The sequence below is a fragment of the Streptomyces hydrogenans genome (assembly GCF_014656075.1).
In the GTDB taxonomy this organism is placed as follows: Bacteria; Actinomycetota; Actinomycetes; order Streptomycetales; family Streptomycetaceae; genus Streptomyces; species Streptomyces hydrogenans.
Window position 1 is genome coordinate 14,124 of sequence record NZ_BNBS01000008.1, and the last position, 24,232, is coordinate 38,355.

23 protein-coding genes are annotated in these 24,232 nt (G+C 73.8%); 9 read left to right on the top strand and 14 right to left on the bottom strand.

All coding sequences use genetic code 11. The features are described 5' to 3' along the window. Window positions 1–41: 41 nt before the first annotated feature. Window positions 42–4,688, bottom strand: a complete 4,647-nt coding sequence (locus IE321_RS05820) for an Lhr family ATP-dependent helicase (protein WP_190222011.1) — start codon at window positions 4,686–4,688, stop codon at window positions 42–44. Here IE321_RS05820 and IE321_RS05825 point away from each other — a divergent pair. The 3 genes from IE321_RS05825 to IE321_RS05835 are packed head-to-tail and all read left to right on the top strand — an operon-like array spanning window position 4,687 to window position 6,801. Beyond that, a complete protein-coding gene (locus IE321_RS05825) occupies window positions 4,687–5,670 on the top strand; it encodes an AraC family transcriptional regulator (RefSeq protein WP_372470197.1) in 984 nt (327 codons plus the stop codon). The two genes, IE321_RS05820 and IE321_RS05825, sit on opposite strands and share 2 nt — an antisense overlap. A gap of 10 nt (window positions 5,671–5,680) precedes the next feature. Continuing rightward, window positions 5,681–6,478 carry an AzlC family ABC transporter permease gene (locus tag IE321_RS05830; protein WP_372470198.1) on the top strand — a complete coding sequence of 266 codons (798 nt, stop codon included), beginning with the start codon at window positions 5,681–5,683 and terminating at the stop codon, window positions 6,476–6,478. Beyond that, window positions 6,475–6,801, top strand: coding sequence for an AzlD domain-containing protein (locus IE321_RS05835; RefSeq protein WP_043228211.1), 327 nt, complete (start codon window positions 6,475–6,477; stop codon window positions 6,799–6,801). The genes IE321_RS05830 and IE321_RS05835 overlap by 4 nt, the downstream gene beginning before the upstream one ends. 51 nt (window positions 6,802–6,852) lie before the next feature. Here IE321_RS05835 and IE321_RS05840 read toward each other — a convergent pair whose 3' ends face one another. Then, complete coding sequence (locus IE321_RS05840) at window positions 6,853–7,803, bottom strand: hypothetical protein (RefSeq protein WP_043228212.1); 951 nt, start codon at window positions 7,801–7,803, stop codon at window positions 6,853–6,855. A 79-nt stretch (window positions 7,804–7,882) separates the two neighbouring features. Between IE321_RS05840 and IE321_RS05845 the strand changes: the two genes are divergently transcribed. Both IE321_RS05845 and IE321_RS05850 read left to right on the top strand, forming a co-directional pair. Further along, the gene (locus tag IE321_RS05845) at window positions 7,883–8,077 is read left to right on the top strand and encodes a DUF3046 domain-containing protein (RefSeq protein ID WP_043228215.1); all 195 of its coding nucleotides are present in this window, start codon (window positions 7,883–7,885) and stop codon (window positions 8,075–8,077) included. 237 nt (window positions 8,078–8,314) lie between these two features. Next, on the top strand, window positions 8,315–9,451 hold the full coding sequence (locus IE321_RS05850) for an AI-2E family transporter (protein WP_043228264.1): 1,137 nt from the start codon (window positions 8,315–8,317) through the stop codon (window positions 9,449–9,451). A 9-nt stretch (window positions 9,452–9,460) separates the two neighbouring features. Here IE321_RS05850 and IE321_RS05855 read toward each other — a convergent pair whose 3' ends face one another. From IE321_RS05855 to IE321_RS05870, 4 genes are all read right to left on the bottom strand, one after another. Beyond that, window positions 9,461–10,240, bottom strand: a complete 780-nt coding sequence (locus IE321_RS05855) for a cytochrome d ubiquinol oxidase subunit II (RefSeq protein ID WP_190222012.1) — start codon at window positions 10,238–10,240, stop codon at window positions 9,461–9,463. 41 nt (window positions 10,241–10,281) lie between these two features. Then, window positions 10,282–11,568, bottom strand: a complete 1,287-nt coding sequence (locus IE321_RS05860) for a cytochrome ubiquinol oxidase subunit I (RefSeq protein ID WP_190222013.1) — start codon at window positions 11,566–11,568, stop codon at window positions 10,282–10,284. Between the two features lie 175 nt (window positions 11,569–11,743). Then, window positions 11,744–12,421: a response regulator gene (locus IE321_RS05865; RefSeq protein WP_043228220.1), complete on the bottom strand. Its 678-nt coding sequence runs from the start codon at window positions 12,419–12,421 to the stop codon at window positions 11,744–11,746. Continuing rightward, the gene (locus IE321_RS05870; RefSeq protein ID WP_190222014.1) at window positions 12,418–13,635 is read right to left on the bottom strand and encodes a sensor histidine kinase; all 1,218 of its coding nucleotides are present in this window, start codon (window positions 13,633–13,635) and stop codon (window positions 12,418–12,420) included. Before IE321_RS05870 ends, IE321_RS05865 begins: the two co-directional genes overlap by 4 nt. Before the next feature lie 109 nt (window positions 13,636–13,744). On the opposite strand from IE321_RS05870, the gene IE321_RS05875 reads away from it, so the two are divergent. The 4 genes from IE321_RS05875 (at window position 13,745) to recX (ending at window position 17,337) form a co-directional block, all read left to right on the top strand. Continuing rightward, window positions 13,745–14,560, top strand: a complete 816-nt coding sequence (locus IE321_RS05875) for an SGNH/GDSL hydrolase family protein (RefSeq protein ID WP_190222015.1) — start codon at window positions 13,745–13,747, stop codon at window positions 14,558–14,560. Between the two features lie 245 nt (window positions 14,561–14,805). After that, a complete protein-coding gene (locus IE321_RS05880) occupies window positions 14,806–15,393 on the top strand; it encodes a hypothetical protein (protein ID WP_190222016.1) in 588 nt (195 codons plus the stop codon). A 239-nt stretch (window positions 15,394–15,632) separates the two neighbouring features. Next, entirely contained in the window at window positions 15,633–16,766 is a 1,134-nt protein-coding gene (gene recA, locus IE321_RS05885; RefSeq protein WP_190222017.1) for a recombinase RecA, read from the top strand. Window positions 16,767–16,770: 4 nt separating this feature from the next. Continuing rightward, window positions 16,771–17,337, top strand: a complete 567-nt coding sequence (gene recX / locus IE321_RS05890; protein ID WP_190222018.1) for a recombination regulator RecX — start codon at window positions 16,771–16,773, stop codon at window positions 17,335–17,337. A 182-nt stretch (window positions 17,338–17,519) separates the two neighbouring features. Here the strand turns inward: recX and IE321_RS05895 are convergent, their stop codons facing one another. From IE321_RS05895 to IE321_RS05925, 8 genes are all read right to left on the bottom strand, one after another. After that, window positions 17,520–17,933, bottom strand: coding sequence for a rhodanese-like domain-containing protein (locus IE321_RS05895; protein ID WP_190222019.1), 414 nt, complete (start codon window positions 17,931–17,933; stop codon window positions 17,520–17,522). After that, window positions 17,930–18,475, bottom strand: a complete 546-nt coding sequence (locus IE321_RS05900; protein ID WP_190222020.1) for a cupin domain-containing protein — start codon at window positions 18,473–18,475, stop codon at window positions 17,930–17,932. Before IE321_RS05900 ends, IE321_RS05895 begins: the two co-directional genes overlap by 4 nt. A gap of 131 nt (window positions 18,476–18,606) precedes the next feature. Further along, a complete protein-coding gene (locus IE321_RS43140) occupies window positions 18,607–18,693 on the bottom strand; it encodes a putative leader peptide (protein WP_346768519.1) in 87 nt (28 codons plus the stop codon). A gap of 32 nt (window positions 18,694–18,725) precedes the next feature. Continuing rightward, window positions 18,726–20,477 carry an FAD-dependent monooxygenase gene (locus tag IE321_RS05905; protein ID WP_190222021.1) on the bottom strand — a complete coding sequence of 584 codons (1,752 nt, stop codon included), beginning with the start codon at window positions 20,475–20,477 and terminating at the stop codon, window positions 18,726–18,728. Between the two features lie 327 nt (window positions 20,478–20,804). Then, complete coding sequence (locus IE321_RS05910; RefSeq protein WP_190222022.1) at window positions 20,805–21,695, bottom strand: amino acid ABC transporter permease; 891 nt, start codon at window positions 21,693–21,695, stop codon at window positions 20,805–20,807. Beyond that, the gene (locus IE321_RS05915) at window positions 21,692–22,366 is read right to left on the bottom strand and encodes an amino acid ABC transporter permease (protein WP_190222023.1); all 675 of its coding nucleotides are present in this window, start codon (window positions 22,364–22,366) and stop codon (window positions 21,692–21,694) included. The genes IE321_RS05910 and IE321_RS05915 overlap by 4 nt, the downstream gene beginning before the upstream one ends. 117 nt (window positions 22,367–22,483) lie before the next feature. After that, window positions 22,484–23,305, bottom strand: a complete 822-nt coding sequence (locus tag IE321_RS05920; RefSeq protein WP_043228230.1) for a glutamate ABC transporter substrate-binding protein — start codon at window positions 23,303–23,305, stop codon at window positions 22,484–22,486. Window positions 23,306–23,359: 54 nt separating this feature from the next. Continuing rightward, window positions 23,360–24,145 (bottom strand): amino acid ABC transporter ATP-binding protein, encoded by a 786-nt coding sequence (locus tag IE321_RS05925; RefSeq protein WP_043228232.1) that lies wholly within the window; start codon window positions 24,143–24,145, stop codon window positions 23,360–23,362. Window positions 24,146–24,232: the final 87 nt, after the last annotated feature.

Here is a 24,232-nt window from a genome sequence, read left to right on the forward strand (position 1 = left end):
CGCTTGGCACTCGTGGGGCTCCGCCCGGGGCGGCCCGTCCGTCAGGGTCTCAGGCGCAGGCCGCGCGGGGTGGCCACGAAGCCGGCCGCCTCCAGGGGGCGGGCGAGGGGCGAGGTCAGGGCCGTCGCGCCGTTCAGGCGCTCGATCGTGACCGTGCCCAGGGCTCCCGCCCGGGCGGCCTCGGCCAGGGCGTCGGCCGCCGCCGTCAGCGCGGGCGCGTCCGGCTCCGTCGGCCAGGACAGCACCGACTTGCCGCCGCGCTCCACGTAGAGGGTCAGCTCGCCGTCGACCAGCACCACCAGGGCGCCCGCCTTGCGGCCCGGCTTGTGACCGGCGTCGGCCGGCGGCTCGGGCCACGGCAGGGCGGCCCCGTACGCGTTCGCCGGGTCGGCGGCGGCCAGCACCACCGCGCGCGGACCCGTGCCCGCCTCCGCTCCCCGGTCCCGCGCGGTCGCCGCCGCCCGCAGCCGGTCCACCGCCCCGTCCATCGCGAACTGGGCCGCGCCGAGCCCCTCCACCACGTAGCCGCGCCGGGCCTGGCCGCTGTCCTCGAATGCGGACAGGATCCGGTAGACCGCGGAGAAGCCGCCCTCGACGCCCTCGGCGGCCACGGCGCCGCGGGTCACCACGCCGTGTCGGTCCAGGAGCGTACGGGCGAGGGCGTGCGCCCGCTGGGTCGGCTCGGGCTCGGTGGGCGGCAGCAGCGCCCAGCGGCCCGAGACCGTCGGCGGCCCCGACCGGGAGGCCGGACGGGTGGCGCCGAGCGTCCCGAACCGGCCGCGCGGCACCGTGCGCCGGGCCCGGTGGGCGGTGGAGCCCGCGGTGCGGCCCGAGCCGAGGAGGGCGCGCAGCGGCGCCAGGGTGTCGTTGGTGAGCCGGCCCGACCAGGCCAGGTCCCACAGGGCGTCGGCGAGCTGCGGATCGGTGGCGTCCGGGTGGGTGGTGATCCGGACCTGGTCGGCGATCTGCCGGAAGAAGAGGCCGTACCCGCCGGTCAGGGCCGTCAGCACCGACTCGTGGAGGGCGGTCAGCTCCAGCGGGTGCGCCGGGGGCAGCAGCAGCGGGGCCGCGTCCGCCAGGTAGAGCGAGACCCAGCCGTCCTTGCCGGGCAGCGAGCCCGCCCCGGCCCAGACGAGCTCGCCGGTGGTCGTCAGCTCGTCGAGCATCGCCGGGGAGTAGTCCCGCACCCGGGACGGCAGGACCAGCTTCTCCAGCGCCGACGCGGGCACGGGCGCGCCCTGGAGCTGCTCCACCGCGCGCGCCAGACCGTCGATCCCGCGCAGGCTGCTGCCGCCCAGGTGCTGCCACTGGGGCAGGAAGGTGGCCAGGGCCGCCGGGGGCACCGGCTCCAGCTCGTGGCGCAGGGCCGCCAGGGAGCGGCGGCGCAGCCGGCGCAGCACGGCCGCGTCGCACCACTCCTGGCCGATGCCCGAGGGGTGGAACTCGCCCTGGACGACCCGGCCGGCCGCGGCGAGCCGCTGGAGCGCGCCGTCGGTGACGGCGGTGCCGAGACCGAAGCGGGCGGCGGCCTGGGAGGAGGTGAAGGGGCCGTGGGTGCGCGCGTACCGGGCCAGGAGGTCGCCGAGCGGGTCCTTGACCGGCTCGGTGAACGCCTCGGGGACGCCGACCGGCAGCGCGGTGCCCAGCGCGTCCCGCAGCCGGCCCGCGTCCTCGATCGCCGCCCAGTGCTCGGTGCCCGAGATCCGCACCGCGATCGCGCGCCGGGACCGGGCCAGCTCGCGCACCCAGTCCTCCTCGGCGCCGCGCGCGGCCAGCTCGGCGTCGGTCAGCGGGCCGAGGACCCGGAGCAGGTCGGCGACGCCCTCGGAGTCCTTGATCCGCCGGTCCTCGGTGAGCCACTGGAGCTCGCGCTCCAGCTCGGCCAGGACCTCGGGGTCGAGGAGCTCGCGCAGCTCCGCCTGGCCCAGCAGCTCCGCCAGGAGCCGGGAGTCCAGGGAGAGCGCGGCCGCCCGGCGCTCGGCGAGCGGGGAGTCGCCCTCGTACAGGAACTGCGCCACGTAGCCGAAGAGCAGGGAGCGGGCGAAGGGGGACGGCTCGGGGGTGGTGACCTCGACGAGGCGGACCCGGCGGGCCTCGATGTCGCCCATCAGCTCGGTCAGACCGGGGACGTCGAAGACGTCCTGGAGGCATTCGCGGACCGCCTCCAGGACGATCGGGAAGGAGCCGAACTCGCTCGCCACCTGGAGCAGCTGGGCGGCCCGCTGGCGCTGCTGCCAGAGCGGGGTCCGCTTCCCCGGGTTCCGCTTCGGCAGCAGCAGGGCGCGGGCGGCGCACTCCCGGAAGCGGGAGGCGAAGAGCGCGGAGCCGCCCACCTGGTCGGTGACGATCTGCGCGACCTCGCCCTTGTCGAAGACCGTGTCCGCCGCGCCCACCGGCGCCTGGTCGGCGTCGTACGCCGTGTCCTGGTGGCGGCCCGGGTCGACCGGCTCGTGGTCCAGCAGGTCGAGCCCCATGTCGAGGCCCATCAGGTCGGCGTCGGGCAGGCGCAGCACGATGCCGTCGTCCGCGTGCATCACCTGCGCGTCCATGCCGTACCGCTCGGCCAGCCGGGCGCCCAGGGCCAGAGCCCACGGCGCGTGCACCTGCGCGCCGAACGGGGAGTGGACGACGACCCGCCAGTCGCCCAGCTCGTCGCGGAACCGCTCCACCAGGATCGTGCGGTCGTCCGGCACGTGGCCGCACGCCTCGCGCTGCTCCTTCAGGTACGCCAGGACGTTGTCCGCGGCCCAGGAGTCCAGACCCGCCGCGATCAGCCGCAGCCGGGCGTCCTCCCCGCCGAGCGCGCCCAGCTCGCGCAGGAAGGCGCCGACCGCGCGGCCCAGTTCGAGCGGGCGGCCCAGCTGGTCGCCCTTCCAGAACGGCAGCCGGCCGGGCACGCCGGGCGCCGGCGTCACCAGGACCCGGTCCCGGGTGATGTCCTCGATCCGCCAGGAGGTGGTGCCCAGGGTGAAGACGTCGCCGACCCGCGACTCGTACACCATCTCCTCGTCGAGCTCGCCGACCCGGCCGCCGCCCTTCTTCGGGTCGGCCCCGGCCAGGAAGACGCCGAACAGGCCCCGGTCGGGGATGGTGCCGCCGGAGGTGACCGCGAGCCGCTGGGCGCCCGGCCGGCCGGTGACCGTCCCCGCGACGCGGTCCCACACCACGCGCGGGCGCAGCTCGGCGAACGCGTCCGAGGGGTAGCGGCCCGCGAGCATGTCGAGGACGCCCGTGAAGGCCGACTCCGGCAGGGAGGCGAAGGGGGCGGCCCGGCGCACCACCGTCAGCAGGTCGTCCACCTGCCAGGTGTCGAGGGAGACCATCGCGACCAGCTGCTGGGCCAGTACGTCCAGCGGGTTGGCCGGGATCCGCAGCGACTCGATGGAGCCGGAGCGCATCCGCTCGGTGACCACGGCGGCCTGCACCAGGTCGCCGCGGTACTTGGGGAAGACCACGCCCGTCGAGACGGCGCCGACCTGGTGCCCCGCGCGGCCCACGCGCTGGAGGCCGGAGGCCACCGACGGCGGGGACTCGACCTGCACGACCAGGTCGACGGCGCCCATATCGATGCCGAGCTCCAGGCTGGAGGTGGCGACCACCGCGGGCAGCCGGCCCGCCTTCAGGTCCTCCTCGACCTGGGCGCGCTGCTCCTTGGACACCGAGCCGTGGTGGGCGCGGGCGAGCAGCGCCGGGGCGCCCTTGGCCGCGCCGGACTGGGCCATGATCTCGGCGGGCGGTGCGCCCTCGGGGGCGGGCTGCCCGGTCGCCCGCTCGTAGGCGATCTCGTTGAGCCGGTTGCAGAGCCGCTCGGCGAGGCGCCGGGAGTTGGCGAAGACGATCGTGGAGCGGTGGGCCTGCACCAGGTCCGCGATCCGCTCCTCGACGTGCGGCCAGATGGACGGTTTGTCGCCGCCGTCCTTGCCCTCGGAGGCGGGGGAGCCGCCCAGCTCGCCCATGTCCTCCACGGGCACGACGACGGAAAGGTCGAACTCCTTGCCCGACGGCGGCTGGACGATCTCCACCTGGCGGCCGGGGGAGAGGAAGCGGGCGACCTCGTCGACCGGGCGGACGGTGGCCGACAGGCCGATCCGGCGCGCGGGACGGGGCAGCAGCTCGTCGAGCCGCTCCAGGGTGAGGGCGAGATGCGCGCCGCGCTTGGTGCCGGCGACGGCGTGGACCTCGTCCAGGATGACCGTCTCCACGCCGGCCAGGGCCTCCCGGGTGGCCGAGGTCAGCATGAGGAAGAGCGACTCCGGGGTGGTGATCAGGATGTCCGGGGGCTTGGTGGCGAGCGCGCGGCGCTCGGCGGCCGGTGTGTCGCCGGACCGGATGCCGACCCGCACGTCCGGCTCGGGGAGCCCGAGGCGGACGGACTCCTGGCGGATGCCGGTCAGCGGTGAGCGGAGGTTCCGCTCCACGTCCACCGCGAGCGCCTTCAGCGGGGAGACGTACAGCACCCGGCAGCGCTTCTTCGGGTCTGCGGGGGCGGGGGCGGACGCCAGCCGGTCCAGGGAGGCGAGGAAGGCGGCGAGCGTCTTGCCCGAGCCGGTCGGCGCCACGACGAGCACGTCCGCGCCCGCGCCGATCGCCCGCCAGGCGCCCTCCTGGGCGGCGGTGGGCGCGGTGAACGCCCCGGTGAACCACCCGCGGGTGGCCGGGGAGAAGTCTTCGAGCGCGGACGTGACCATGCCCCCCATCGTGCACCCGACCACCGACAACCGCCGGGACCTGTGGAAAACCATGACCGGTGCCGTCCTGACCTGTGGACACCCGGTCGTCGCCGGGGCGGCACCGACGCAGAATGGAGGCATGGCGAGGGGCGAGCGGGCACGGTACTGGCAGTACGCCGAGCTGCCCGGCGTCGACCTGCTGCACGCCCACTACATCGAGAAGACCTTCTCCCGCCACACCCACGAGACCTTCGTCTACGCCGCGATCACCGAGGGCGTCGAGGCGTTCCACTACCGGAACGAGCTGGTCCACGCCGGCCCCGGACAGATCGCCCTGGTGAACCCGGACACCATGCACACCGGGCACGCCGGCATCCCCGAGGGCTGGACCTACCGCACCATCTACCCGGACCCGGAGCTCATCCGGTCCATCGCCGCCGACGTCCTCGCCGTCCGAGGTCCGGTCGGCTTCACCCAGCCCGTCGTCGACGACCCCTACGCCGCCCAGCTCGTCATCGGCGTGCACCGGGCCGCCGAGGAGGGCAACGCGCTCGCCGCCGACAGCCTGCTGCGGCTGGTCACCGCCCGGATGCTGCGCAGCCACGGCGGCCGGCTGAGCCCGCTCACGCCCCGGGGCGCGGGCGCCCGGGACGCGGCACGCGCGCGTGCCGTCCTGGAGGAGCGGATGGCCGAGCCGCCCACCCTGGAGCGGCTCGCCACCGACCTCGGCACCAGCCCGTTCGCCCTGCTGCGGGCCTTCCGCGCCGAGTACGGCATGCCCCCGCACACCTGGCTCACGGACGCGCGCGTGCGACGGGCCCGGCGGCTCCTGGACGCCGGGACGCCACCGGCCGAGGCCGCCGTCACCGTCGGCTTCACGGATCAGCCCCACCTGAACCGCCACTTCACCCGCAGCGTCGGCGTCCCGCCCGGGGCCTACCAGCGGGCCCGCGGCCTGCGGCGCAAGAACGTACAAGACCCGCCGCCGGACGCTCCGTAACGTCGGACGCGTGGCAGAAAAGACAGCACACCCCGCCACGCGGGACATACGCGAGGACCCGTCCGCCGGTACGGCCGGGAGCGGGCCGGCCGGGGCCGGCGCCGCGAGCAAGCCCGAAGCGGCCGTCGTCCGGGACGCGCTCGGCGTCGGCGTCGCCGTCGGGCTCTCCGGCTTCGCCTTCGGCGTGACCTCGGCCGGTGCCGGGCTCACCCTGCTCCAGACCTGCGCGCTCAGCCTGCTCGTCTTCACGGGCGCCTCGCAGTTCGCCCTCGTCGGCGCCCTCGCCGGCGGCGGGAACCCGTTCACGGCCGCCGCGGGCGCGTTCTTCCTCGGCACCCGCAACGCCTTCTACGGGCTGCGGCTCTCCCAGCTGCTCGCCCTGCCGAGGCCCGTGAAGCCGTTCGCCGCGCAGTGGGTCATCGACGAGACCACCGCCGTCGCCCTCGCCCAGCCGGACCGCAGGTCCGCCCGGCTCGGCTTCACCGTCACCGGGCTCACCCTCTACGTCCTGTGGAACCTCACCACGCTGCTCGGGGCGCTCGGCGCCGAGGCCATCGGCGACACCGCCGCCTGGGGCCTGGACGCCGCGGGCCCGGCCGTCTTCCTGGCGCTGCTCGCCCCGATGCTGAGGACGGCGACCGAGCGGGCCACCGCCGGGATCGCCGTCGTCCTCGGCCTGGGCCTGCTGCCGGTGCTCCCGGCCGGCGTCCCGGTCCTGGTCGCGGCGCTCGCCGCCCCGGCCGTGCTCTGGGCCCGGGGCCGCCGGGCGGGGAAGCGGCCGGAACAGGAAGAGGAGACCGCCCGATGAACGCCCTGAACACCACCCAGGTCTGGATCGCGATCGGACTCACCGTCGCCGGCTGCTACCTGGTCAAGCTGGCCGGTCTGCTCGTCCCGGCCCAGACCCTGGAGCGGCCGCTCGTCCAGAGGCTCGCCGCCCTCCTTCCCGTCGCCCTGCTCGCGGCGCTCACCGCCCAGCAGACCTTCGCCACCGGCACCTCCCTCACCGTCGACGCGCGGGCCGCGGGCGTGGCCGCCGCCGCGCTCGCCCTCGTCCTGCGCGCGCCCTTCCTGGTCGTCGTGGGCGCCGCCGTCGCGGTGACCGCGGGGGTACGGGCCCTGGGCGGCTGATCGCGCCCGCACGGGAACCGGTCTCCCGGTCCACGCGCGCGTGGACCGGGATCAGCCGTCCAGGGGCCGTCCGTAGGCGCGCAGGGTGCGCAGCGCCTCGATCGTGACGATCGGCCGCCACTCCAGGGCCGAGCCCGGCGCCCAGGCCCGCCAACGCAGCGGCCAGCCCCCGTCCTCGGACTGCTCCGCCGCGAGGAAGTCCAGCGAGCGGGACAGCTCCTCGTCGGTGAACCAGCCGCGGGCGAGCGAGTCCGGCACGCGCGCGTAGTCGTGCGGATAGTGGTGCTCGCCGGGCGCGTACCCGTCGGCCACCGGGAACTCCTCGGGGCGGTCCGGGTCCAGGACGGCGAGCCGCTGCTCGCGCACCAGCCGCCCGAGCCGGTCGGCCGCCGCCTCGGCCCGGGGCCGGTCCGGAGCGGAGTCGAGGAAGGCAACCGCCGCCTGCACCTCGTACGGATGCGACTTCTCCAGCGACTCCACCGCCGTCCAGCAGAACTCGGTGGCCCGGAACAGCCAGGCGTGCCACACCTGGTTGCGATGGAGCGTGCCGACCACCGGGCCGGTCGAGAGCAGCTCGCCGGGCGGGTCGTCGACGACCGGCACGAACGGAGCCGACGGATAGGCCCGCTGGGAGGGGTGGATCGCCGGCAGTGCCCCCTCGTGCGTGGAGACCGCCGTCAGATAGCGGCAGATCCGCTCCACCCGCAGTCCACCGCAGCGCCCGATGGAGTCCAGGACCCGCAGCGCGTGCGCGGTGTGCAGCGGCTGGCTGACCGGGCCCCGCAGGTCCGGTTCGAGCGCGTGGCCGTAACCGCCGTCCTCGTCGAGGTACGCGGTCAGGGCCGCCTCCACCGGGTCCGCGCCGCCGCGCAGGAAGTGGTAGGCGAAACGGCGCTGTTCGAGCACGCGGGCCGTCAGCCAGACGAACCGCTCGGCGCGGGCCAGCGGCGACCCGGGGGCCGCCGACGGAGAGGGCGGGGAAGAGAGGGGTTTTTCGGCCATGTTCCGACCGTAGGGCGGAACCGCGCGGTGGCAAGCCCCGGCGGCCGGGCTGCACTCTTGGGAGCGGGATACTGGAGTCATGCGGTTGACGATTTTCTGGGAGCGGATGGCCGACCACTTCGGCTCCGGGTACGCGGACTCCTTCGCGCGGGACCACGTCCTGTCCGAACTGGGCGGCCGGACCGTCCACGAGGCGCTGGACGCCGGCTGGGAGGCGAAGGACGTGTGGCGGGTCGTCTGCGGCGCCATGGACGTCCCGGCCGAGAAGCGCTGAACGGCCTCCCGGGGCGATCCGCGAGGACCCGGGCGGATTGTCCGCCGGGTGCGCGAGACTTGCGGGGTGGCTCCGACTGACGACACCGAGAAGACCGCCCGGAAGACACCCGCGACGCCCGTCGTCGCCCCGGGCGTGACGCCCGACGCGAGCGCGTCGTCCGGCGACCCCGCCGGCGACTCCGGGGGGCGGCCGCCCTCCGGGCTTCCCGCCACCCCTTCGGCGCCCGGGCCGCGCATGCCCCGCTGGCTGCCCCGCGCGATGGTCCTCGCCCTCGCCCTCTACGCCTGCTTCCAGCTCGGCAACTGGGCCTTCCACCAACTCGTCGGCCTGCTCGTCAACGTCCTGCTCGCCTTCTTCCTCGCCCTCGCCATCGAACCCGCCGTCGGCCGCATGGCGGCGCGCGGGATGCGCCGGGGACTCGCCACCTTCCTCGTCTTCTTCGGCGTCCTCGCCTTCGGCATCGGCTTCGTCGTGCTGCTCGGCTCGATGCTCGCCGGGCAGATCGTCGACATGGTCGAGAACTTCCCCAAGTACCTCGACTCGCTGATCAACTGGATCAACCAGACCTTCCACACCGAGCTCTCCCGGGTCGAGGTCCAGGACAGCGTGCTCAAGTCGGACTGGCTGCAGAAGTACGTGCAGAACAGCGCCACCGGTGTCCTCGACGTCTCGGCCACCGTCCTCGGCGGGCTCTTCCGGCTCCTGACGATCTTCCTCTTCGCCTTCTACTTCGCCGCCGACGGACCCCGGCTGCGCCGCGCGCTCTGCTCCGTCCTGCCGCCCGCCCGGCAGGCCGAGGTGTTGCGCGCCTGGGAGATCGCCGTCGACAAGACCGGCGGCTACCTCTACTCGCGCGGTCTGATGGCCCTCATCTCCGGCATCGCGCACTTCGTGCTCTTCGAGATCCTGGACGTGCCGTACGCCCCCGCGCTCGCCGTCTGGGTCGGCCTGGTCTCGCAGTTCATCCCCACCATCGGCACCTATCTGGCCGGTGCGCTCCCGATGCTGATCGCCTTCACCGTGAACCCCTGGTACGCCCTGTGGGTGCTCGGCTTCGTCGTGGTCTACCAGCAGTTCGAGAACTACGTCCTCCAGCCGAAGCTCACCTCCAAGACGGTCGACATCCACCCGGCGGTGGCCTTCGGCTCGGTGATCGCGGGCACGGCCCTGCTCGGCGCGGTCGGCGCGCTGATCGCCATCCCGGCCGTGGCCACCCTCCAGGCCTTCCTGGGGGCATACGTGAAGCGGTACGCCGTCATGGACGACCCGCGGGTGCACGGCCACCGGCGGTACGGCGAGGCGGTGGTGGCACGGCTCCAGAAGGCCCTCCAGCACAAGAAGGACGGCTCGGGCGGCTCCGAGGACGCGTGACGGGACGGCTCACAGGTACGAGGGCCCGGTGACGCGGCCCCGGAACGCGTACCAGACCCAAGCCTGGACCGCGACGAGCAGCGGGGTGACCACGGCCAGCGCCAGGACGAGCAGCGCGAGCGTCCCGGCGCTGGCCGCCCGCTCGGCCAGCGGCAGCGCCGTCCCCGCCCAGAGCGGCAGCCCGCCCAGCAGGACGGCGGTGAGGGCGAGCGGGTGCCAGGGCCGCCCGGCACGGCCGACCAGCCGCCGGGCCCGCTGGTAGGGGGCGCCGGTGAGCCGCAGCGAGGCGAAGCCGAGACCGTGCGCCGCGAACAGGGCGGCGACCGCCGGCGCGGCCACGACCGCGACGGGCCCGGCAGCGGGCTCGTACGGTCTGCCGGTGAGGAGGGCCGCGAGCAGCAGGCCCCAGGACAGCGCGACCGCCCAGCTGCCAACCGTCACGGCGGCGTCGCAGGCCGCCCGCCAGCGGGGCCCCGGCCCCCGACCCCGCGACCACAGCCCCGCGTCCCGCACGATCCACCCGGCCAGCAGGGCCACGAGGACCGGCGCCTGACCGCTCAGCAGCTCGCCCTCCAGCGCGGGGAAGCAGCCGACGAGGACGCCGGCGGTGGCGACCAGCCACACCTCGTTCCCCAGGAAGAAGGGGGCGAAGGAGGCAAGGACGAGCCGGCGCTCGGCGTCGCCGCGGCCGAGCCAGGGCAGCAGCATGCCGCTGCCGATGTCCGTGCCGGCGAGCACGAACCAGCCGGTGACGCAGCAGGCGAGCAGGACGACGGCCAGGGTTTCCACGGTTCTCCTCGTGCCGAAGACAGGGGGCGGGGCGGTACGGGTCAGTAGCGGGACAGGGGTGTGGCCGGCACGGGCGGTGAGTCCCCGGCGGCGCGCTCGTCCCGGCCGAGACCCGGATCGTCGGGGCCGCGGCGGGCGTGCCGGGCCATCAGCCAGCCGTTGAGGACCGCGAGGAGCAGGAAGAGCGTGGCGAACACGGTCAGCGAGAGCCGCATGGTGCCGGGGGAGAGGTCCGAGACGGCGTCCTCGGTCCTCAGCAGGCCGTACACCACCCAGGGCTGCCGGCCCGCCTCGCGGAAGACCCAGCCGCCGGTCATGGCGAGGTACGGCAGCGGCACGGAGGCCATCAGGACCAGGTGCCAGAGCCGGAAGCGCAGGACGACCTTCCGGAAGGCGGCCAGGATCACCCCGGCGAAGCAGAGGTACATCATCAGGCCGAAGGAGATCAGCATCACCAGACCGCCGCCCTGGGTCCAGCCCTCCGACGGTATGTAGTCGCCGGGGCCGAACCGGCTCGTCAACTCGGCCTGCACCCGGGCCACCTCGGCCGCCCGGCCCCCGAAGACGGCCGACTTCATCGGCTGGAAGGAGGCGAGGGCGGCGAACTGGAGCCCGCCGCTCACCGCCGCCGCCAACAGCGCCGGCGCCGCGACGTACACCCCGGTGCGCAGGCCGCGCCGGAAGAAGTCCGCCTCCGCCGTCCGCCGGAAGAGGTGGTAGGCGCTGATCCCCGCCATCAGGAAGCCCGCCGTGAGCAGCGCGCCCGCCAGGATGTGGACGAGCGGGAGGAGCGCCGCCGGATTGGTGAGGACCGCTGCGGGGTCGGTGAGGACCAGCGTGCCGTCCTCGGAGCCGTACCCCACCGGGTGGTTGAGGAAGCCGTTGGAGACGAGGATCCAGTACGCGGAGAGGTAGGCGGTCAGGACGACGACCCAGATCGTCGCCAGGTGCGCCCAGCGCCCGAGCCGGTGCCAGCCGAAGATCCACAGGCCGAGGAAGGTGGACTCGACGAAGAACGCGACGAGCGTCTCCACGGCCAGGGACGCGCCGAGTATGTTGCCCGCCTCGTGCGTGAGGCCGCTCCAGGCCATGCCGAACTGGAACTCCATGACGAGGCCGGTGACGATCCCGACCGCGTAGTTGATCACGTACAGCTGGCCCCAGAAGCGGACCTGGCGGTCGTCCTCCGGCCGCCGGGTGAGCGTGGCGCGGGTCTGGAGGACGGCCACGATCGTGCCGAGGCCCAGCGTGAGGGCGACGAAGAGGAAGTGGCCTGCGGCGGTGAGGCCGAACTGCAGCCGCGCGAGATCGAGTACGTCCTGATGCACTCCGTCAGCATGCGCGGGCGGCCCCCCGCCCCACATCTGACCAGGGGTGACAATCGGCGGCGGGCGCCGTACAACCCCGGATGACAGGTGCGGTCGCCGGAGTACCACGAAAGTTGATCGGGGCGGTCCCGGTCCCCTAAGGGTGACCCCGAGCCGAGGGGGCCGTGCGGGACCGTCAGGCCAGCCAGCCGGGGGTGATCATCCCCGACTCGTAGGCCAGGACGACCAGCTGGGCCCGGTCCCGGACCTCCAGCTTGGTCATGATCCGGCTGACGTGGGTCTTGGCGGTGGCGGGGGAGAGGACGAGGCGGCCCGCGATCTCGTCGTTCGACAGCCCGGCCCCGACCAGGCCCAGCACCTCCCGCTCGCGGTCGGTGAGGGCGTCCAGGCGCCCGGCCGGGTCCGGGCGGCGACCGGACGGGTCGGCGCGCCCCGCGAACTCCGCGATCAGCCGGCGGGTCACCGCCGGGGCGATGAGCGCGTCGCCCCGGGCCACGACCCGCACCGCGTGCAGCAGTTCCATCGGCTCGGTGTCCTTGACGAGGAACCCGGACGCGCCGGCGCGTAGCGCCCCGTACACGTGCTCGTCCTCGTCGAAGGTGGTGAGGATGACGACCTTCACGCCGTCGAGCCGCGGGTCGGCGGTGATCCGGCGGGTGGCCTCCAGGCCGTCGAGCACGGGCATCCGGATGTCCATGAGGACGACGTCCGGGTGGAGTTCGGCGGCGAGCGCGACGGCTCGCGCGCCGTCCCCGGCCTCGCCGGCGACCTCGATGTCCTCCTCGTCGGAGAGGATCGACCGGAAGCCGGCACGGACGAGCGTCTGGTCGTCGGCGAGCACGACGCGGATCATCGTTGCTTCCCTTCCCGCGGGGCGAGGGTCGTGGGGAGCCGGGCGTCGACGGCGAAGCCGCCGCCGGCCGGTCCCGCGGTGAGCGTCCCGCCGAGGGCGCGGGCCCGCTCGGCCATGCCCCGGACGCCGCTGCCGCCGGACGCCCCGGAGCCGTCCGGACCCACGGGGTCCGGTGCCGCGCCCCCGCCGTCGTCCGCGACCCGGATCCGTACGGTACCGGTCTCCGCCGCCCAGTCCAGGGTGACGGTGACGGTCCCGGCGGCCGAGTGGCGGGTCACGTTCGTGAGCGACTCCTGCACGATGCGGTACGCGGCGAGGTCGACGGGCGGCGGCAGCGGGACGGGCGTGCCGGTGACCCGGGTGCGCACGTCGAGGCTGGCGGCGCGGGCCCGGGCGGTCAGCTCGCCGAGGAGGGCCAGACCGGAAGCGGGCGGGGCGGTCGGCGCCGCCTCGTCGGCGCCGCGCAGCACCCCGAGCGTGGCGCGCAGCTCCCGGAGGGCGTCCTTGCTGGTGGTGCGGACCGCCGTCAGGGCCTCGGTGGCGGTCGTCAGCGCGCTCTCGGGGTCGGGGCGCTTGGCGAGCCGGTGCAGGGCGGCGCCGGACTGCACGTTGATGAGGGAGACGGTGTGGCCGAGGACGTCGTGGAGTTCGCGGGCGATCCGCAGCCGTTCCTCGGTGGCGCTCTGCCGGGCACGGGCCTCCTGCTCGCGCTCGGCGGCGAGGGCGCGCTGCTCCACCTCGTGGAGGTAGGCGGTCCGGGTGCGCTGGGCGCGGCCGACCGCGACCAGGCTGATCAGCCAGCCGGCGAGCATGGCGAGCGCGGTCTCGTCGATCTGGCGGTGGCCCGGCCGCTGGCGGGCCTCCCCGAGGCCGACCGCGAGCAGGGTGACCGCCGCGAGCGCCACGGCGGCGGCGAACCGGCCCTCCGCGGCGGTGGTGTAGAGCGCGAGCGCGAAGGCGATCATGAGCGGCCCGTCCTGCTCGGAGAGCGGGTAGTAGGCCACGCACGCGAGGAGGGTGACGACGGCGACGGCGACGGGCCACGCGCGCCGGAGGGCGAGGGCGCCGCAGCCGACGAGCACGAGGGCCCAGCCGAGCGCGGCGCGCTCGGCGGACTCGTGCGTGTGCCACCCCGAGATCAGCGTCCAGACCGTCACCAGGAGGAGGACCAGGCCGGCGATCAGGGCGTCGGCGGTCCGGGGCGGGAGGCGCATGGGTCGAAGGATAGGCGGGGTGGGCGGCGCGGGCCGTTCGGTCGCCCTATAGTAAAAGAGTTGAATAGGTAGCGGGTCGGGTAGGAAGAGACGGGAAGGTGGCCTGCGGATGAGCGCGCACGGATACCGGCGGTACGTGGCCCTCGGCGACAGTCAGACCGAGGGCGTCGGCGACGGGGACGACCTCACCGGCCTGCGCGGCTGGGCCGACCGGCTGGCCGAGCACCTCGCCCGCACCGACCCCGGCGTCCGGTACGCCAACCTCGCCGTGCGGGGCCGGCTGGCCGGCGCGGTGCGGGCGGAACAGCTGCCGGCGGCCCTCGCGCTGCGGCCCGACCTCGCCACCGTCGTCGCCGGAGTGAACGACCTGCTCCGGCCGGGCTTCGACGCCGACGAGACCGCCGGCCACCTGGAGGCCGTCTTCGCGGCCCTGACCGGTCAGGGCGTCCACGTGGCGACCCTCACCTTCCCCGACGTCGGCCGCATCACCCCGCTCGCCCGCCCCCTCGCGCCCCGGGTCCACGCCCTCAACGACCGGATCCGGGAGGCCGCCCGCCGGCACGGCGTGACCGTCGCCGAGACCGCCCACCACGAGGTCGTCACCGACCCCCGGATGTGGAGCGCCGACCGGCTGCACGCCTCCCCGCTCGGGCACGCGCGCATCGCGGAGGCCGTCGCCGACGCGCTCTCCCTCCCCGGCAGCGGCGACGGGTGGGCCCGGCCGCTGCCGCCCCGCCCGGCCCCCACGCGCCTGCGCGCCGCCGCCGGTGAACTCGCCTGGGCCGGATCCTTCCTCGGGCCCTGGCTCGCGCGCCGGGTGCGCGGCCGGTCCTCCGGCGACGGCCGGGCCGCCAAGCGCCCGGAGCTGCTGCCGGTGGTTCCGGCCGGCCGGAGCGCGGTCCACGACGGCCTCCCCGGGAGCTGAGGCCGGGCGGGTCGGCAGGCTGGGCCGTCGGCCGCTGGTTCGGCCGGTCGACTCGCCGTGTCCGTCGGTCGCCGGTTCCGCCGGTCCACTCGCCGGGTCCCTCGGCCGCCGGTTCCGCCGGTCAACGTGCCGGGTCCGCTTTCAGTCGTCTGAAGGGCGTTTCCTGCGATCCGCCGGAAGTCGTCCGATGAGCCTCCTACCGTACGGACTGACCGTGCCGACGCGGTCCTACGAGGAGGAATCCTGTGTCATCGCCCTGCGACCCCCGATACGCCCCCGCCGGTGACGTGGACGGGGCGCTCATGGTGATCGACTCCCGGCTCAGGGCCGTCCAGGACGGCAGGACCGGGACCGACCCCGAGCAGCAGAAGCTGCTCGACCAGCTCACCGCGTCCCTGGACCTGCGGGGCGTCCACGACCTCCTGGACGGCGCCTGCACGCTCGTCTTCATCTTCATGAAGTGGCTGCGCCAGGTCCACGAGGAGCACGACCGGGACGTGATCGAGTACGTGGTCCCCAGTCTCGTGGTCACGCTGCGGATGATGCCCCGGAGCGTCCGTCCGGAGGCGATCCCCACCATGGCCGGCCTGGTGATCGCGGCGGGCACCGGCCTGAGTCCGAGCCTCTGGCGCAGGCAGTACGGGGACTGGACCAAGGAGGAGATGACCGCCTTGGAGGCCACCGCGCTCCTGCTCGCCGAGCACATCAACCGGATCGCCGGGGACCGCGACTTCGCCACCCGCATGATCGGCGAGACGCTGTCGCGGGCCGACCGGGAGGCGGGACCGGGCTTCGACGGGGTGGGGGACGCCGGCGGGACGGGCGGTCGGTAGGGGTGGTGGCGCCGCCGCGGGACGGCCTCGCCGACGGGACCGGAGGTTGTCCACAGGGCGGGCGTGGCGCGCTTGACACGAAAATCGAACATCTATTCTCATGAAGGCTCCGGCCCTTGGAATCGCGGGCATCTCGGCGAGTTGTCCACAGGTCGGAGAGACGCGAGGGCCCATTGTCAGTGGCAGGGGTTAGCGTCTTTCACATGAAGCGATCGACTCAAGCACCCCGGGTGGAACCCATGGCAGGAACCGACCGCGAGAAGGCGCTCGACGCCGCGCTCGCACAGATTGAACGCCAATTCGGCAAGGGCGCCGTGATGCGCATGGGTGACCGTACCCAGGAGCCGATCGAGGTGATCTCCACCGGATCGACCGCCCTCGACGTCGCCCTCGGCGTCGGCGGTCTGCCGCGTGGCCGTGTCGTGGAGATCTACGGCCCGGAGTCCTCCGGCAAGACGACCCTGACCCTGCACGCCGTGGCCAACGCGCAGAAGAGCGGCGGACAGGTCGCCTTCATCGACGCCGAGCACGCCCTCGACCCCGAGTACGCCCGCAAGCTGGGCGTCGACATCGACAACCTCATCCTGTCCCAGCCGGACAACGGCGAGCAGGCCCTCGAGATCGTCGACATGCTGGTGCGCTCCGGCGCCCTCGACCTCATCGTCATCGACTCCGTCGCCGCGCTCGTCCCGCGCGCGGAGATCGAGGGCGAGATGGGCGACTCCCACGTGGGTCTCCAGGCCCGACTGATGAGCCAGGCCCTCCGGAAGATCACCAGCGCGCTCAACCAGTCCAAGACCACCGCGATCTTCATCAACCAGCTCCGCGAGAAGATCGGCGTGATGTTCGGCTCGCCGGAGACCACGACCGGTGGCCGCGCGCTCAAGTTCTACGCCTCGGTGCGCATCGACATCCGCCGCATCGAGACCCTCAAGGACGGCACCGACGCGGTCGGCAACCGCACCCGCTGCAAGGTCGTGAAGAACAAGGTCGCGCCGCCGTTCAAGCAGGCCGAGTTCGACATCCTCTACGGCCAGGGCATCAGCCGCGAGGGCGGCCTGATCGACATGGGCGTGGAGCACGGCTTCGTCCGCAAGGCCGGCGCCTGGTACACGTACGAGGGCGACCAGCTCGGCCAGGGCAAGGAGAACGCCCGCAACTTCCTGAAGGACAACCCCGACCTCGCCAACGAGATCGAGAAGAAGATCAAGGAGAAGCTGGGCGTCGGCGTCCGTCCCGAGGCCGCCACGGCCGAGCCGGCCACCGACCCGGCCGACGCGGCGGACCCGGCCGGCACCGACGACGCCAAGGCCGCCCCGGCCGCCGCGGCCAAGACCGCCAAGGCGACCAAGGCCACCGCGGCCAAGAGCTGAACCGGTGACCGGGCGCACCGAATGGCCGGGTGACAGCCCCGACTCGTCGAGGGCCGAGAAGGAGCTGTCACCCCAGGATCCGGCTGAGCGGGCGCGGGCGATCTGCCTGCGCCTGCTCACCGGAACCCCCCGCACGCGCAGGCAGCTGGCCGATGCCCTGCGCAAGCGGGAGATCCCCGACGACATCGCCGATGAGGTCCTCGCCCGCTTCGAGGACGTGGGCCTCATCGACGACGCCGCCTTCGCCGACGCCTGGGTGGAGTCCCGCCACCACGGGCGGGGCCTCGCCCGTCGCGCCCTCGCCCGCGAGCTGCGCACCAAGGGCATCGACCCCGGTCTCGTGCAGGAGGCCGTCAACCAACTGGACTCCGAGCAGGAGGAGGTCACCGCGCGCGAGCTGGTGGAGCGCAAGCTCCGCGCCACCCGCGGTCTCGAGCGCGACCGCCGGCTCAGACGCCTCGCCGGGATGCTCGCCCGCAAGGGCTACCCCGAGGGCATGGCCCTGCGGGTGGTCCGCCAGGCGCTGGAGGAGGAGGGCGAGTCCACCGACGGACTGGAGGAGGGCTACTAGAGCCCTCCGGCGAGCCGCCCGCCCCAGCCCGCCACCCGGAGGACCGGGCCTCAGCCGCCACCTGAAGGACCGGGCCGTAGTCGTCACCTGGAGGACCGGGCCCAGCCGTCACCCGGGGGACCGGACTGTAGCCGTCGCCCGGGGGCCGGGCCCCAGCCATCACCGGAGGACCGGGCCGTCCGTCAGGGTGCCGTCCGGCCCGCGGGCAGGAGGACCGGGAGGCCCGCCGCCTTCCACGCCTGGAAACCGCCGATCAGGTCGGTCGCCCGGTGCAGGCCCAGACGGCGGAGGGACTCCGCTGCCAGGGAGGAGGCGTAGCCCTCGTTGCAGAAGACCACCACCCGCAGGTCATGGCCGGTGGCTCGCGGGGAGCGGTGGCTGCCCAGGGGGTCGAGCCGCCACTCCAGCTCGTTGCGTTCCACGACCAGCGCGCCCGGGACCAGGCCGTCCCGCTCGCGCAGGGCCGCGTAGCGGGTGTCGACCAGGAGGGCCGCGCCCGACTCGTACTCCTCGTACGCGGTGCGGGCGTCGATCCGGTCGAGACCGGACCGGACCCGCTCCAGCAGTTCGTCGATGCCGACGCGCTCGCCGCTCACTGCCAGTCCTCCGGACGCTCGACCTGCTCCAGACGGAGCACCGCGCCCGTCCGGCTGAAGCGCCGGATCAGCGGGAGCGGCGGGTAGTAGGCGTGCACCGAGATCGCGTGGCCGTCGGGGGAGGCGTTCAGGACCTCGTGCACGTGGTCGCGGCCGAAGGCGCGGCCGGTGCCCGCGTCGAGCCGGCGGGAGCGGTCGAGTCCCTCGGCCAGCTCCAGGGTCTTCCAGCCGCCCGCCGGGAGACGGACGGCGAGCGCGTGCTCGGTCAGACTGCCGCGCGCGGTGGCGAAGGCGCCGAAGGACTCGGCGTGGTCGTGCCAGCCGGTGCCGGTGCCGGGCGGCCAGCCGATGAGCCATGCCTCACTGCCGCCGGGGCCGTCCAGACGTACCCAGGTGCGGCCCTCGGGATCGAGCGGCAGGGAGTCGACGAGGGCCTGGTCGGCCGCGGTGCGGCGGACGAAGTCGAGCAGCTCGGCCGCCGTCGGCGGACCGGCGGCCGCCCGGGCGGGGGAGGGGGAGGGAGTGACAGAAGACGCGGGCACGGAGGACCGTCCTGGAGTCGCTGGGGTGCGCGTGCCGCCGGGGGACCGGCCGGGAGGCCCGGGGGTCGCCGAGGACACCGCGACGGACGGGTGTCCGGGGCGGGCGGGCGCGCGGGGGAAGGGAAGCGAGTTCAGAAGGACGGGCGACACACGCAGCCCGCATAGCGGATCAGGTCCATATGGACCCTCCGCCACAGGCGCACATCGGTGTCGGTCACGTTCCGGAGTACACCACGCGCGCCCGCGCGAATCAATGGACGTCCACGGTCCGGTCGTGTCCCAGGGACGCCTCGGCCGGTGCGGGGACCTCCACCGGGACCACCGGCTCCGGGGACGCGGCCCCGGATCGTCCGGCCTTCTCCTGCCGTCCCTCAGGCCCCTCCTCCAGGGCCTCTTCCGGGGCGCTGCCGCGGGCCGCCTCCGCCGCCGCGTGGAGCTCCTCGGGGCGTACGCCCGCGAAGGCGGCGACCAGGTGGCCGTCGGGGCGGACGAGCAGGACGGCGTGGGCCGGGGCGCCCGGATAGGCGTCGGTCACCAGCACCTCGGAGGCCACCGGAAGCGCCTCCGCGGCCTCCTCCAGACGGGGCATCAGACCGGCCGTCCGCCAGTGCCTGCGCTCCCACACCCCGGAGCCGGGGGCGACGAGCAGGACCAGGAAGCGGGCCTGCCCCAGCCGGTCCCGGAGCCGTACCGTCGTGTCGTCGGGTGCGGTGACCCGCACGTCCTCGACCGGCGCGCCGAGCGGGGTGCCCACCGGGACCATGCCCTCGCTGAAGGGCGCGGCGAGCGGCGAGTGCGGGTAGGCGGGCGAGGCGCCCAGCGGGCCCCGGCCCAGGTGCCCGTCGGTCAGCAGGGCGTCGTGGCCGCGCATCACGCCCGGCAGGTAGGTCCGCAGACCCCCGCCGCCGCGCAGCGCGGGCAGGGCCTGGTCGGCCGCGCGCAGCCGTGCGGCGATCGCCGTCCGGCGCTCGCTCTGGTAGCTGTCGAGCAGCGCGTCCGGGGCGGAGCGGTGCCAGGTGAGGGCGAGCTTCCAGGCGAGGTTGTCGACGTCCCGGAGTCCCTCGTCGAGGCCCTGGGTGCCGACCGCGCCCAGCAGGTGGGCCGCGTCCCCGGCGAGCAGCACCCGGTCGACGCGCCACCGGCGGGCGAGCCGGTGGTGCAGGGTGTGCACGCCGGTGTCGAGGAGCTCGTACGGGGGAGTCGTGCCCTCGCACCAGCCCGCCAGGGTCTCGCGGATCCGGGTGACCAGGGCGTCCGGGGTGACGAGTTCGCCGCGGGGCGGCAGCAGCCAGTCGATCCGCCACACCCCGTCGGGCAGTGGACGGGCGGTGATCTCCTCGCCGACCCCGCGCCACGGGGGCTGACGGTGCAGCAGGGACTCGCCGGGCCAGGGGAGTTCGGTGCGCAGGGCGGCGACCGCGTGCCGCTCGACGGCGGTGCGGCCGGGGAAGCGGACGCCGAGCAGCTTGCGGACGGTCGAGCGGGCGCCGTCGCAGCCGACGAGGTGGCTGCCGCGCCACCATGTGCCGTCCGGGCCGCGGGTGTGGGCCGTGACCCCGGTGCGGTCCTGCTCGACGGTGTCCAGACGGGCGTCGGTGACGAGCCGGACGAGGGGTTCGCGGGCGATGGCGTCGCGCAGCCCGCGGGCCAGCGCGTGCTGCGGGATGTGCAGGGGAGCGGCCGGCGCGGCGGGGGAGTCGGGGTCCTCGGACCACTCCTCGGTGCCGCCGAGCCCCAGGTCGAAGGCGACCTCGCGAGGCTGCTGGCGCCGCCGCATGCCGCGCCAGCCGACCCAGCGCAGTCCCTCGTCCCGGACGGTGGCGCAGCCCAGCCGCTCGACCAGGGCGGCCATGTCGGCGCGCAGCACGACGGTCCGCGCGGGGCGCGGTTCCTCCTTGCCGGAGGTCTCGTCGAGGACGACGCTGGGCACGCCCTGCGCGGCGAGCGCGAGGGAGAGCGCGAGGCCGACCGGCCCCGCGCCCACGATGATCACCGGGTCCACGGCGCGGCTCCAAAAGGCCGGAAAGTCATGGGGGCAGCACAGCAGAGTGTGGCACGAGCCCGGTGCTTGATCACAGACCGTATGCAACCCAGTCAGGGTGTTTTGCGTCAAGTGACGCGGTGGGCGTGGTGCGGCCGGCGTGCCGGAAGGCCCGCCGCGAGGGGGTCCGGGCGACCTCGGGTACCCCTTCCGGCCCCACCAGGACCTCCGGCCCCGGCGCTTTCACCGGAAGCGGGCGGTCCGGGTGAAGGCGACGGGGCCGGAAGTGGACGGGCGCGGAACTTGGGGGAAACCGGGCCGTCGGGGTGGTGGTCGTACGGGTGGGGCTCAGAGGCCGCCGGTGCTCGCCCCGCCCATCTCGACGTTCACGACGGGGGCGACGTCCTTCACCGCGGTGGCCTTGCGGCCCTGCCGGAGCCGCTGCTCCAGGCGGGCGGCGAGGTAGGTGAGGAGGGCGTTGAGCGCGATGTAGATGAGGGCGATGACGGTGAAGGCGGCGATGGTGTTGGCGCCGTAGTTCGCGGTGATCTGCCGGTTCTGGCTGAGCAGTTCGCCGAAGCCGAGGAGCGCGCCGCCGAGCGCGGTGTCCTTCACGATGACGACGAGCTGGCTGACCAGGGCGGGGAGCATGACCGTGACGGCCTGCGGCAGCAGCACGTACAGCATGGTCTGGCCCTTGCGCATGCCGAGCGCGACGGCCGCGTCGCCCTGGCCCCGGGGGAGCGAGAGGACGCCGGCGCGGACGATCTCGGCGATGACGGAGGCGTTGTAGAGCACCAGGCCGGTGACGACCGCGTACAGGGGGCGGAAGTCGGAGCTGACGGGCGTGAACTGGGCGTAGACGGCGCTGGCGAACATCATCAGCAGCAGCACCGGGATGGCCCGGAAGAACTCGACGACCACGCCCACCGGGACCCGCACCCAGCGGTGGTCGGAGAGCCGGCCGATGCCGAGGGCCGCGCCGAGCGGCAGCGCGATGAGGATGGAGAGCGCGGCGGCCTTCAGGGTCTCGACCAGGCCGGGCAGCAGGTACGTCGTCCAGACCTGGGAGTCGGTGACGAACGGGCTCCACTTGGCGGCTTCCAGCTGGTGCTTGTCCGCCATGGCGGAGAGCACCCAGTAGGCCGCCAGGCCCAGGACGGCGAGGAAGACGATCGTGTAGACGACGTTGCGCGCCTTGGCCTTGGGGCCGGGGACGTCGTAGAGGACGGAGTTCATCGCTTCACCGCCAGTCGCTTGGCCGCCCAGCCCATGAAGAGGCCGGTGGGGAGGGTCAGGACGATGAAGCCGAAGGCGAAGATCCCGAAGACGGTGAAGAGCGCCTGGGCCTCGTTCTCGATCATCTCCTTCATCAGGAGGGCCGCCTCGGTCGCGCCGATCGCCGCCGCCACCGTCGTGTTCTTGGTGAGGGCGATGAGCACGTTGGCGAGCGGGGTGATGGCCGCGCGGAACGCCTGCGGCAGGATCACCAGCGTCAGGACCTGGGTGAAGCTCATGCCCAGGGCGCGGGCCGCCTCCGCCTGGCCGGCCGGGACCGTGTTGATGCCGGAGCGCAGTGCCTCGCAGACGAACGTGCCTGTGTACGCGGTGAGTCCGAGGACCGCGAGCCGGAAGCCGATCTGCTCGAAGTCGTCGCCGCCGAGGGTGACCTGGAGGGTCTGGTTGAGGCCGAAGGAGCAGGCCACGATGACCACGGTCAGCGGGGTGTTGCGGACGAGGTTCACGTACGCGGTGCCGAAGCCGCGCATCAGCGGGACCGGACTGACCCGCATGGCGACCAGGGCGGTGCCCCAGATCAGCGATCCGATCGCCGAGTAGAGGGCGAGCTGAGCCGTCACCCAGAAGGCGCCGAGCAGGTCGTACTGCCCGGAATCAAGAAAGTCGAACACGATGCCCCGCGCTCTCCCCTGGTGGTCGGTCGGTCGGACGGCCGGTGCGTCGGCAGCGGCCGGTGGTGCCGTGGCGGCCGCGCCCCGCGGGGGCGGCCGTCACGGCGAGGGGCGAGGTCAGCCCGCGATCTTCGGGGCCGGCTCGTTCTTGTAGCCCGACGGGCCGAAGTGCGTCTTCACGAGCTTGTCCCAGGTGCCGTCGGACACCATCTTCTCCAGGGCCTTGTTGATCTTGCCCTTGAGCTCGGAGTCGCCCTTCTTGATGCCGATGCCGTAGTTCTCGTCGCTCATCGAGAGGCCCGCGAGCTTGAACTTGCCCTGGTGCTCCTTCTGCGAGGCGTAGCCCGCGAGGATGGAGGCGTCCGTGGTGAGGGCGTCGACGGCCTTGTTCTCCAGGCCGGTCAGGCACTCCGAGTACCCGCCGAGCTGCTGGAGGTCGGCCTGCGGGGCCAGCTTCTCCTTGACGTTCTGCGCGGAGGTCGAGCCGGTGACCGAGCAGAGCTTCTTGGAGTTGAGGTCCTCGACCTTGGTGATCGAGGAGTCGTCGGCGCGGACCAGCAGGTCCTGGTGGGTCAGGAAGTACGGACCCGCGAAGTCGACCTCCTTGAGGCGCTTCTCGTTGATCGAGTAGCTCGCGACGACGAACTTGACGTCACCGTTCTTGATGAGGTTCTCGCGCTCGGCGGAGGGCGCCTGCTTCCAGTTGATCTTGCCCTCGTCGTAGCCCAGCTCCTTGGCGACGTACTTGGCGACGTCCACGTCGAAGCCCGCGTACGAGCCGTCCGGGGTCTTCAGGCCGAGACCCGGCTGGTCGAACTTGATGCCGATGGTGATCTTGTCGCCGTTGCTGCCCGAGTCCGAGCCGGAGCCGCAGGCGGTGGCGGTCAGGGCGAGGACGACGGCGGCCGCGGCGGCCGCGGAGGCGTTGCGAAGCTTCATGGGTGAACGTCCCTTGGGTAGCGGTGAGTTGCGAAGACTAGATCGTCGACTCGCTCAGTGGTGCAGGATTTTGGAGAGGAAGTCCTTCGCCCGGTCGCTGCGCGGGTTGCTGAAGAACTCCTCGGGGCTGGCCTGTTCGACGATCCTGCCGTCGGCCATGAAGACGACCCGGTCCGCCGCGGAGCGGGCGAAGCCCATCTCGTGGGTCACGACCACCATCGTCATGCCCTCGCGGGCCAGCTGCTGCATGACCTCCAGGACCTCGTTGATCATCTCGGGGTCCAGGGCCGAGGTCGGCTCGTCGAAGAGCATGACCTTCGGGCCCATGGCGAGCGCGCGGGCGATCGCCACGCGCTGCTGCTGGCCGCCGGAGAGCTGCGCCGGGTACTTCTCCGCCTGCGCGGCCACGCCCACCCGCTCCAGCAGGGTGCGGGCCTTGGCCTCCGCCGCCTTCTTCTCCGTGCCGCGGACCTTGATCTGGCCCAGCATCACGTTCTCGAGCACGGTCTTGTGCGCGAAGAGATTGAACGACTGGAAGACCATGCCGACGTCCGACCGCAGCCGGGCCAGCTCCCTGCCCTCCGCGGGCAGCGGCTTGCCGTCGATCGAGATCGATCCCGCGTCGATGGTCTCCAGGCGGTTGATCGTGCGGCACAGCGTCGACTTGCCGGATCCCGACGGCCCGATGACGACGACGACTTCACCGCGGCCGATCGTGAGGTCGATGTCCTGCAGCACGTGCAGCGCGCCGAAGTGCTTGTTCACCCCGGACAGGACGACCAGGTCCTCCTGCGCCCGCGGGGAGTCCTCGTGATCCTTGGACACTGCCACTCCGCTCATCGGCCTCTTGCTCCGTCCTCCTCGGTTGGGAGGACACTAGAGACACGTCCGGACGGCCGTCATCACATCTGAGCGGAAATTGAGGAT

Coding starts and splice junctions, on each gene's coding strand:
- recA (WP_190222017.1), top strand. CDS start 15,633: ATGGCAGGAACCGACCGCGAGAAGGCGCTCGACGCCGCGCTCGCACAG.
- IE321_RS05840 (WP_043228212.1), bottom strand. CDS start 7,803: ATGGCCGAAAAACCCCTCTCTTCCCCGCCCTCTCCGTCGGCGGCCCCC.
- IE321_RS05925 (WP_043228232.1), bottom strand. CDS start 24,145: ATGAGCGGAGTGGCAGTGTCCAAGGATCACGAGGACTCCCCGCGGGCG.
- IE321_RS05865 (WP_043228220.1), bottom strand. CDS start 12,421: ATGATCCGCGTCGTGCTCGCCGACGACCAGACGCTCGTCCGTGCCGGC.
- IE321_RS05835 (WP_043228211.1), top strand. CDS start 6,475: ATGAACGCCCTGAACACCACCCAGGTCTGGATCGCGATCGGACTCACC.
- IE321_RS05870 (WP_190222014.1), bottom strand. CDS start 13,635: ATGCGCCTCCCGCCCCGGACCGCCGACGCCCTGATCGCCGGCCTGGTC.
- IE321_RS05875 (WP_190222015.1), top strand. CDS start 13,745: ATGAGCGCGCACGGATACCGGCGGTACGTGGCCCTCGGCGACAGTCAG.
- IE321_RS05850 (WP_043228264.1), top strand. CDS start 8,315: ATGCCCCGCTGGCTGCCCCGCGCGATGGTCCTCGCCCTCGCCCTCTAC.
- IE321_RS05910 (WP_190222022.1), bottom strand. CDS start 21,695: ATGAACTCCGTCCTCTACGACGTCCCCGGCCCCAAGGCCAAGGCGCGC.
- IE321_RS05845 (WP_043228215.1), top strand. CDS start 7,883: ATGCGGTTGACGATTTTCTGGGAGCGGATGGCCGACCACTTCGGCTCC.
- IE321_RS05820 (WP_190222011.1), bottom strand. CDS start 4,688: ATGGTCACGTCCGCGCTCGAAGACTTCTCCCCGGCCACCCGCGGGTGG.
- IE321_RS05920 (WP_043228230.1), bottom strand. CDS start 23,305: ATGAAGCTTCGCAACGCCTCCGCGGCCGCCGCGGCCGCCGTCGTCCTC.
- IE321_RS05825 (WP_372470197.1), top strand. CDS start 4,687: ATGCCCCCCATCGTGCACCCGACCACCGACAACCGCCGGGACCTGTGG.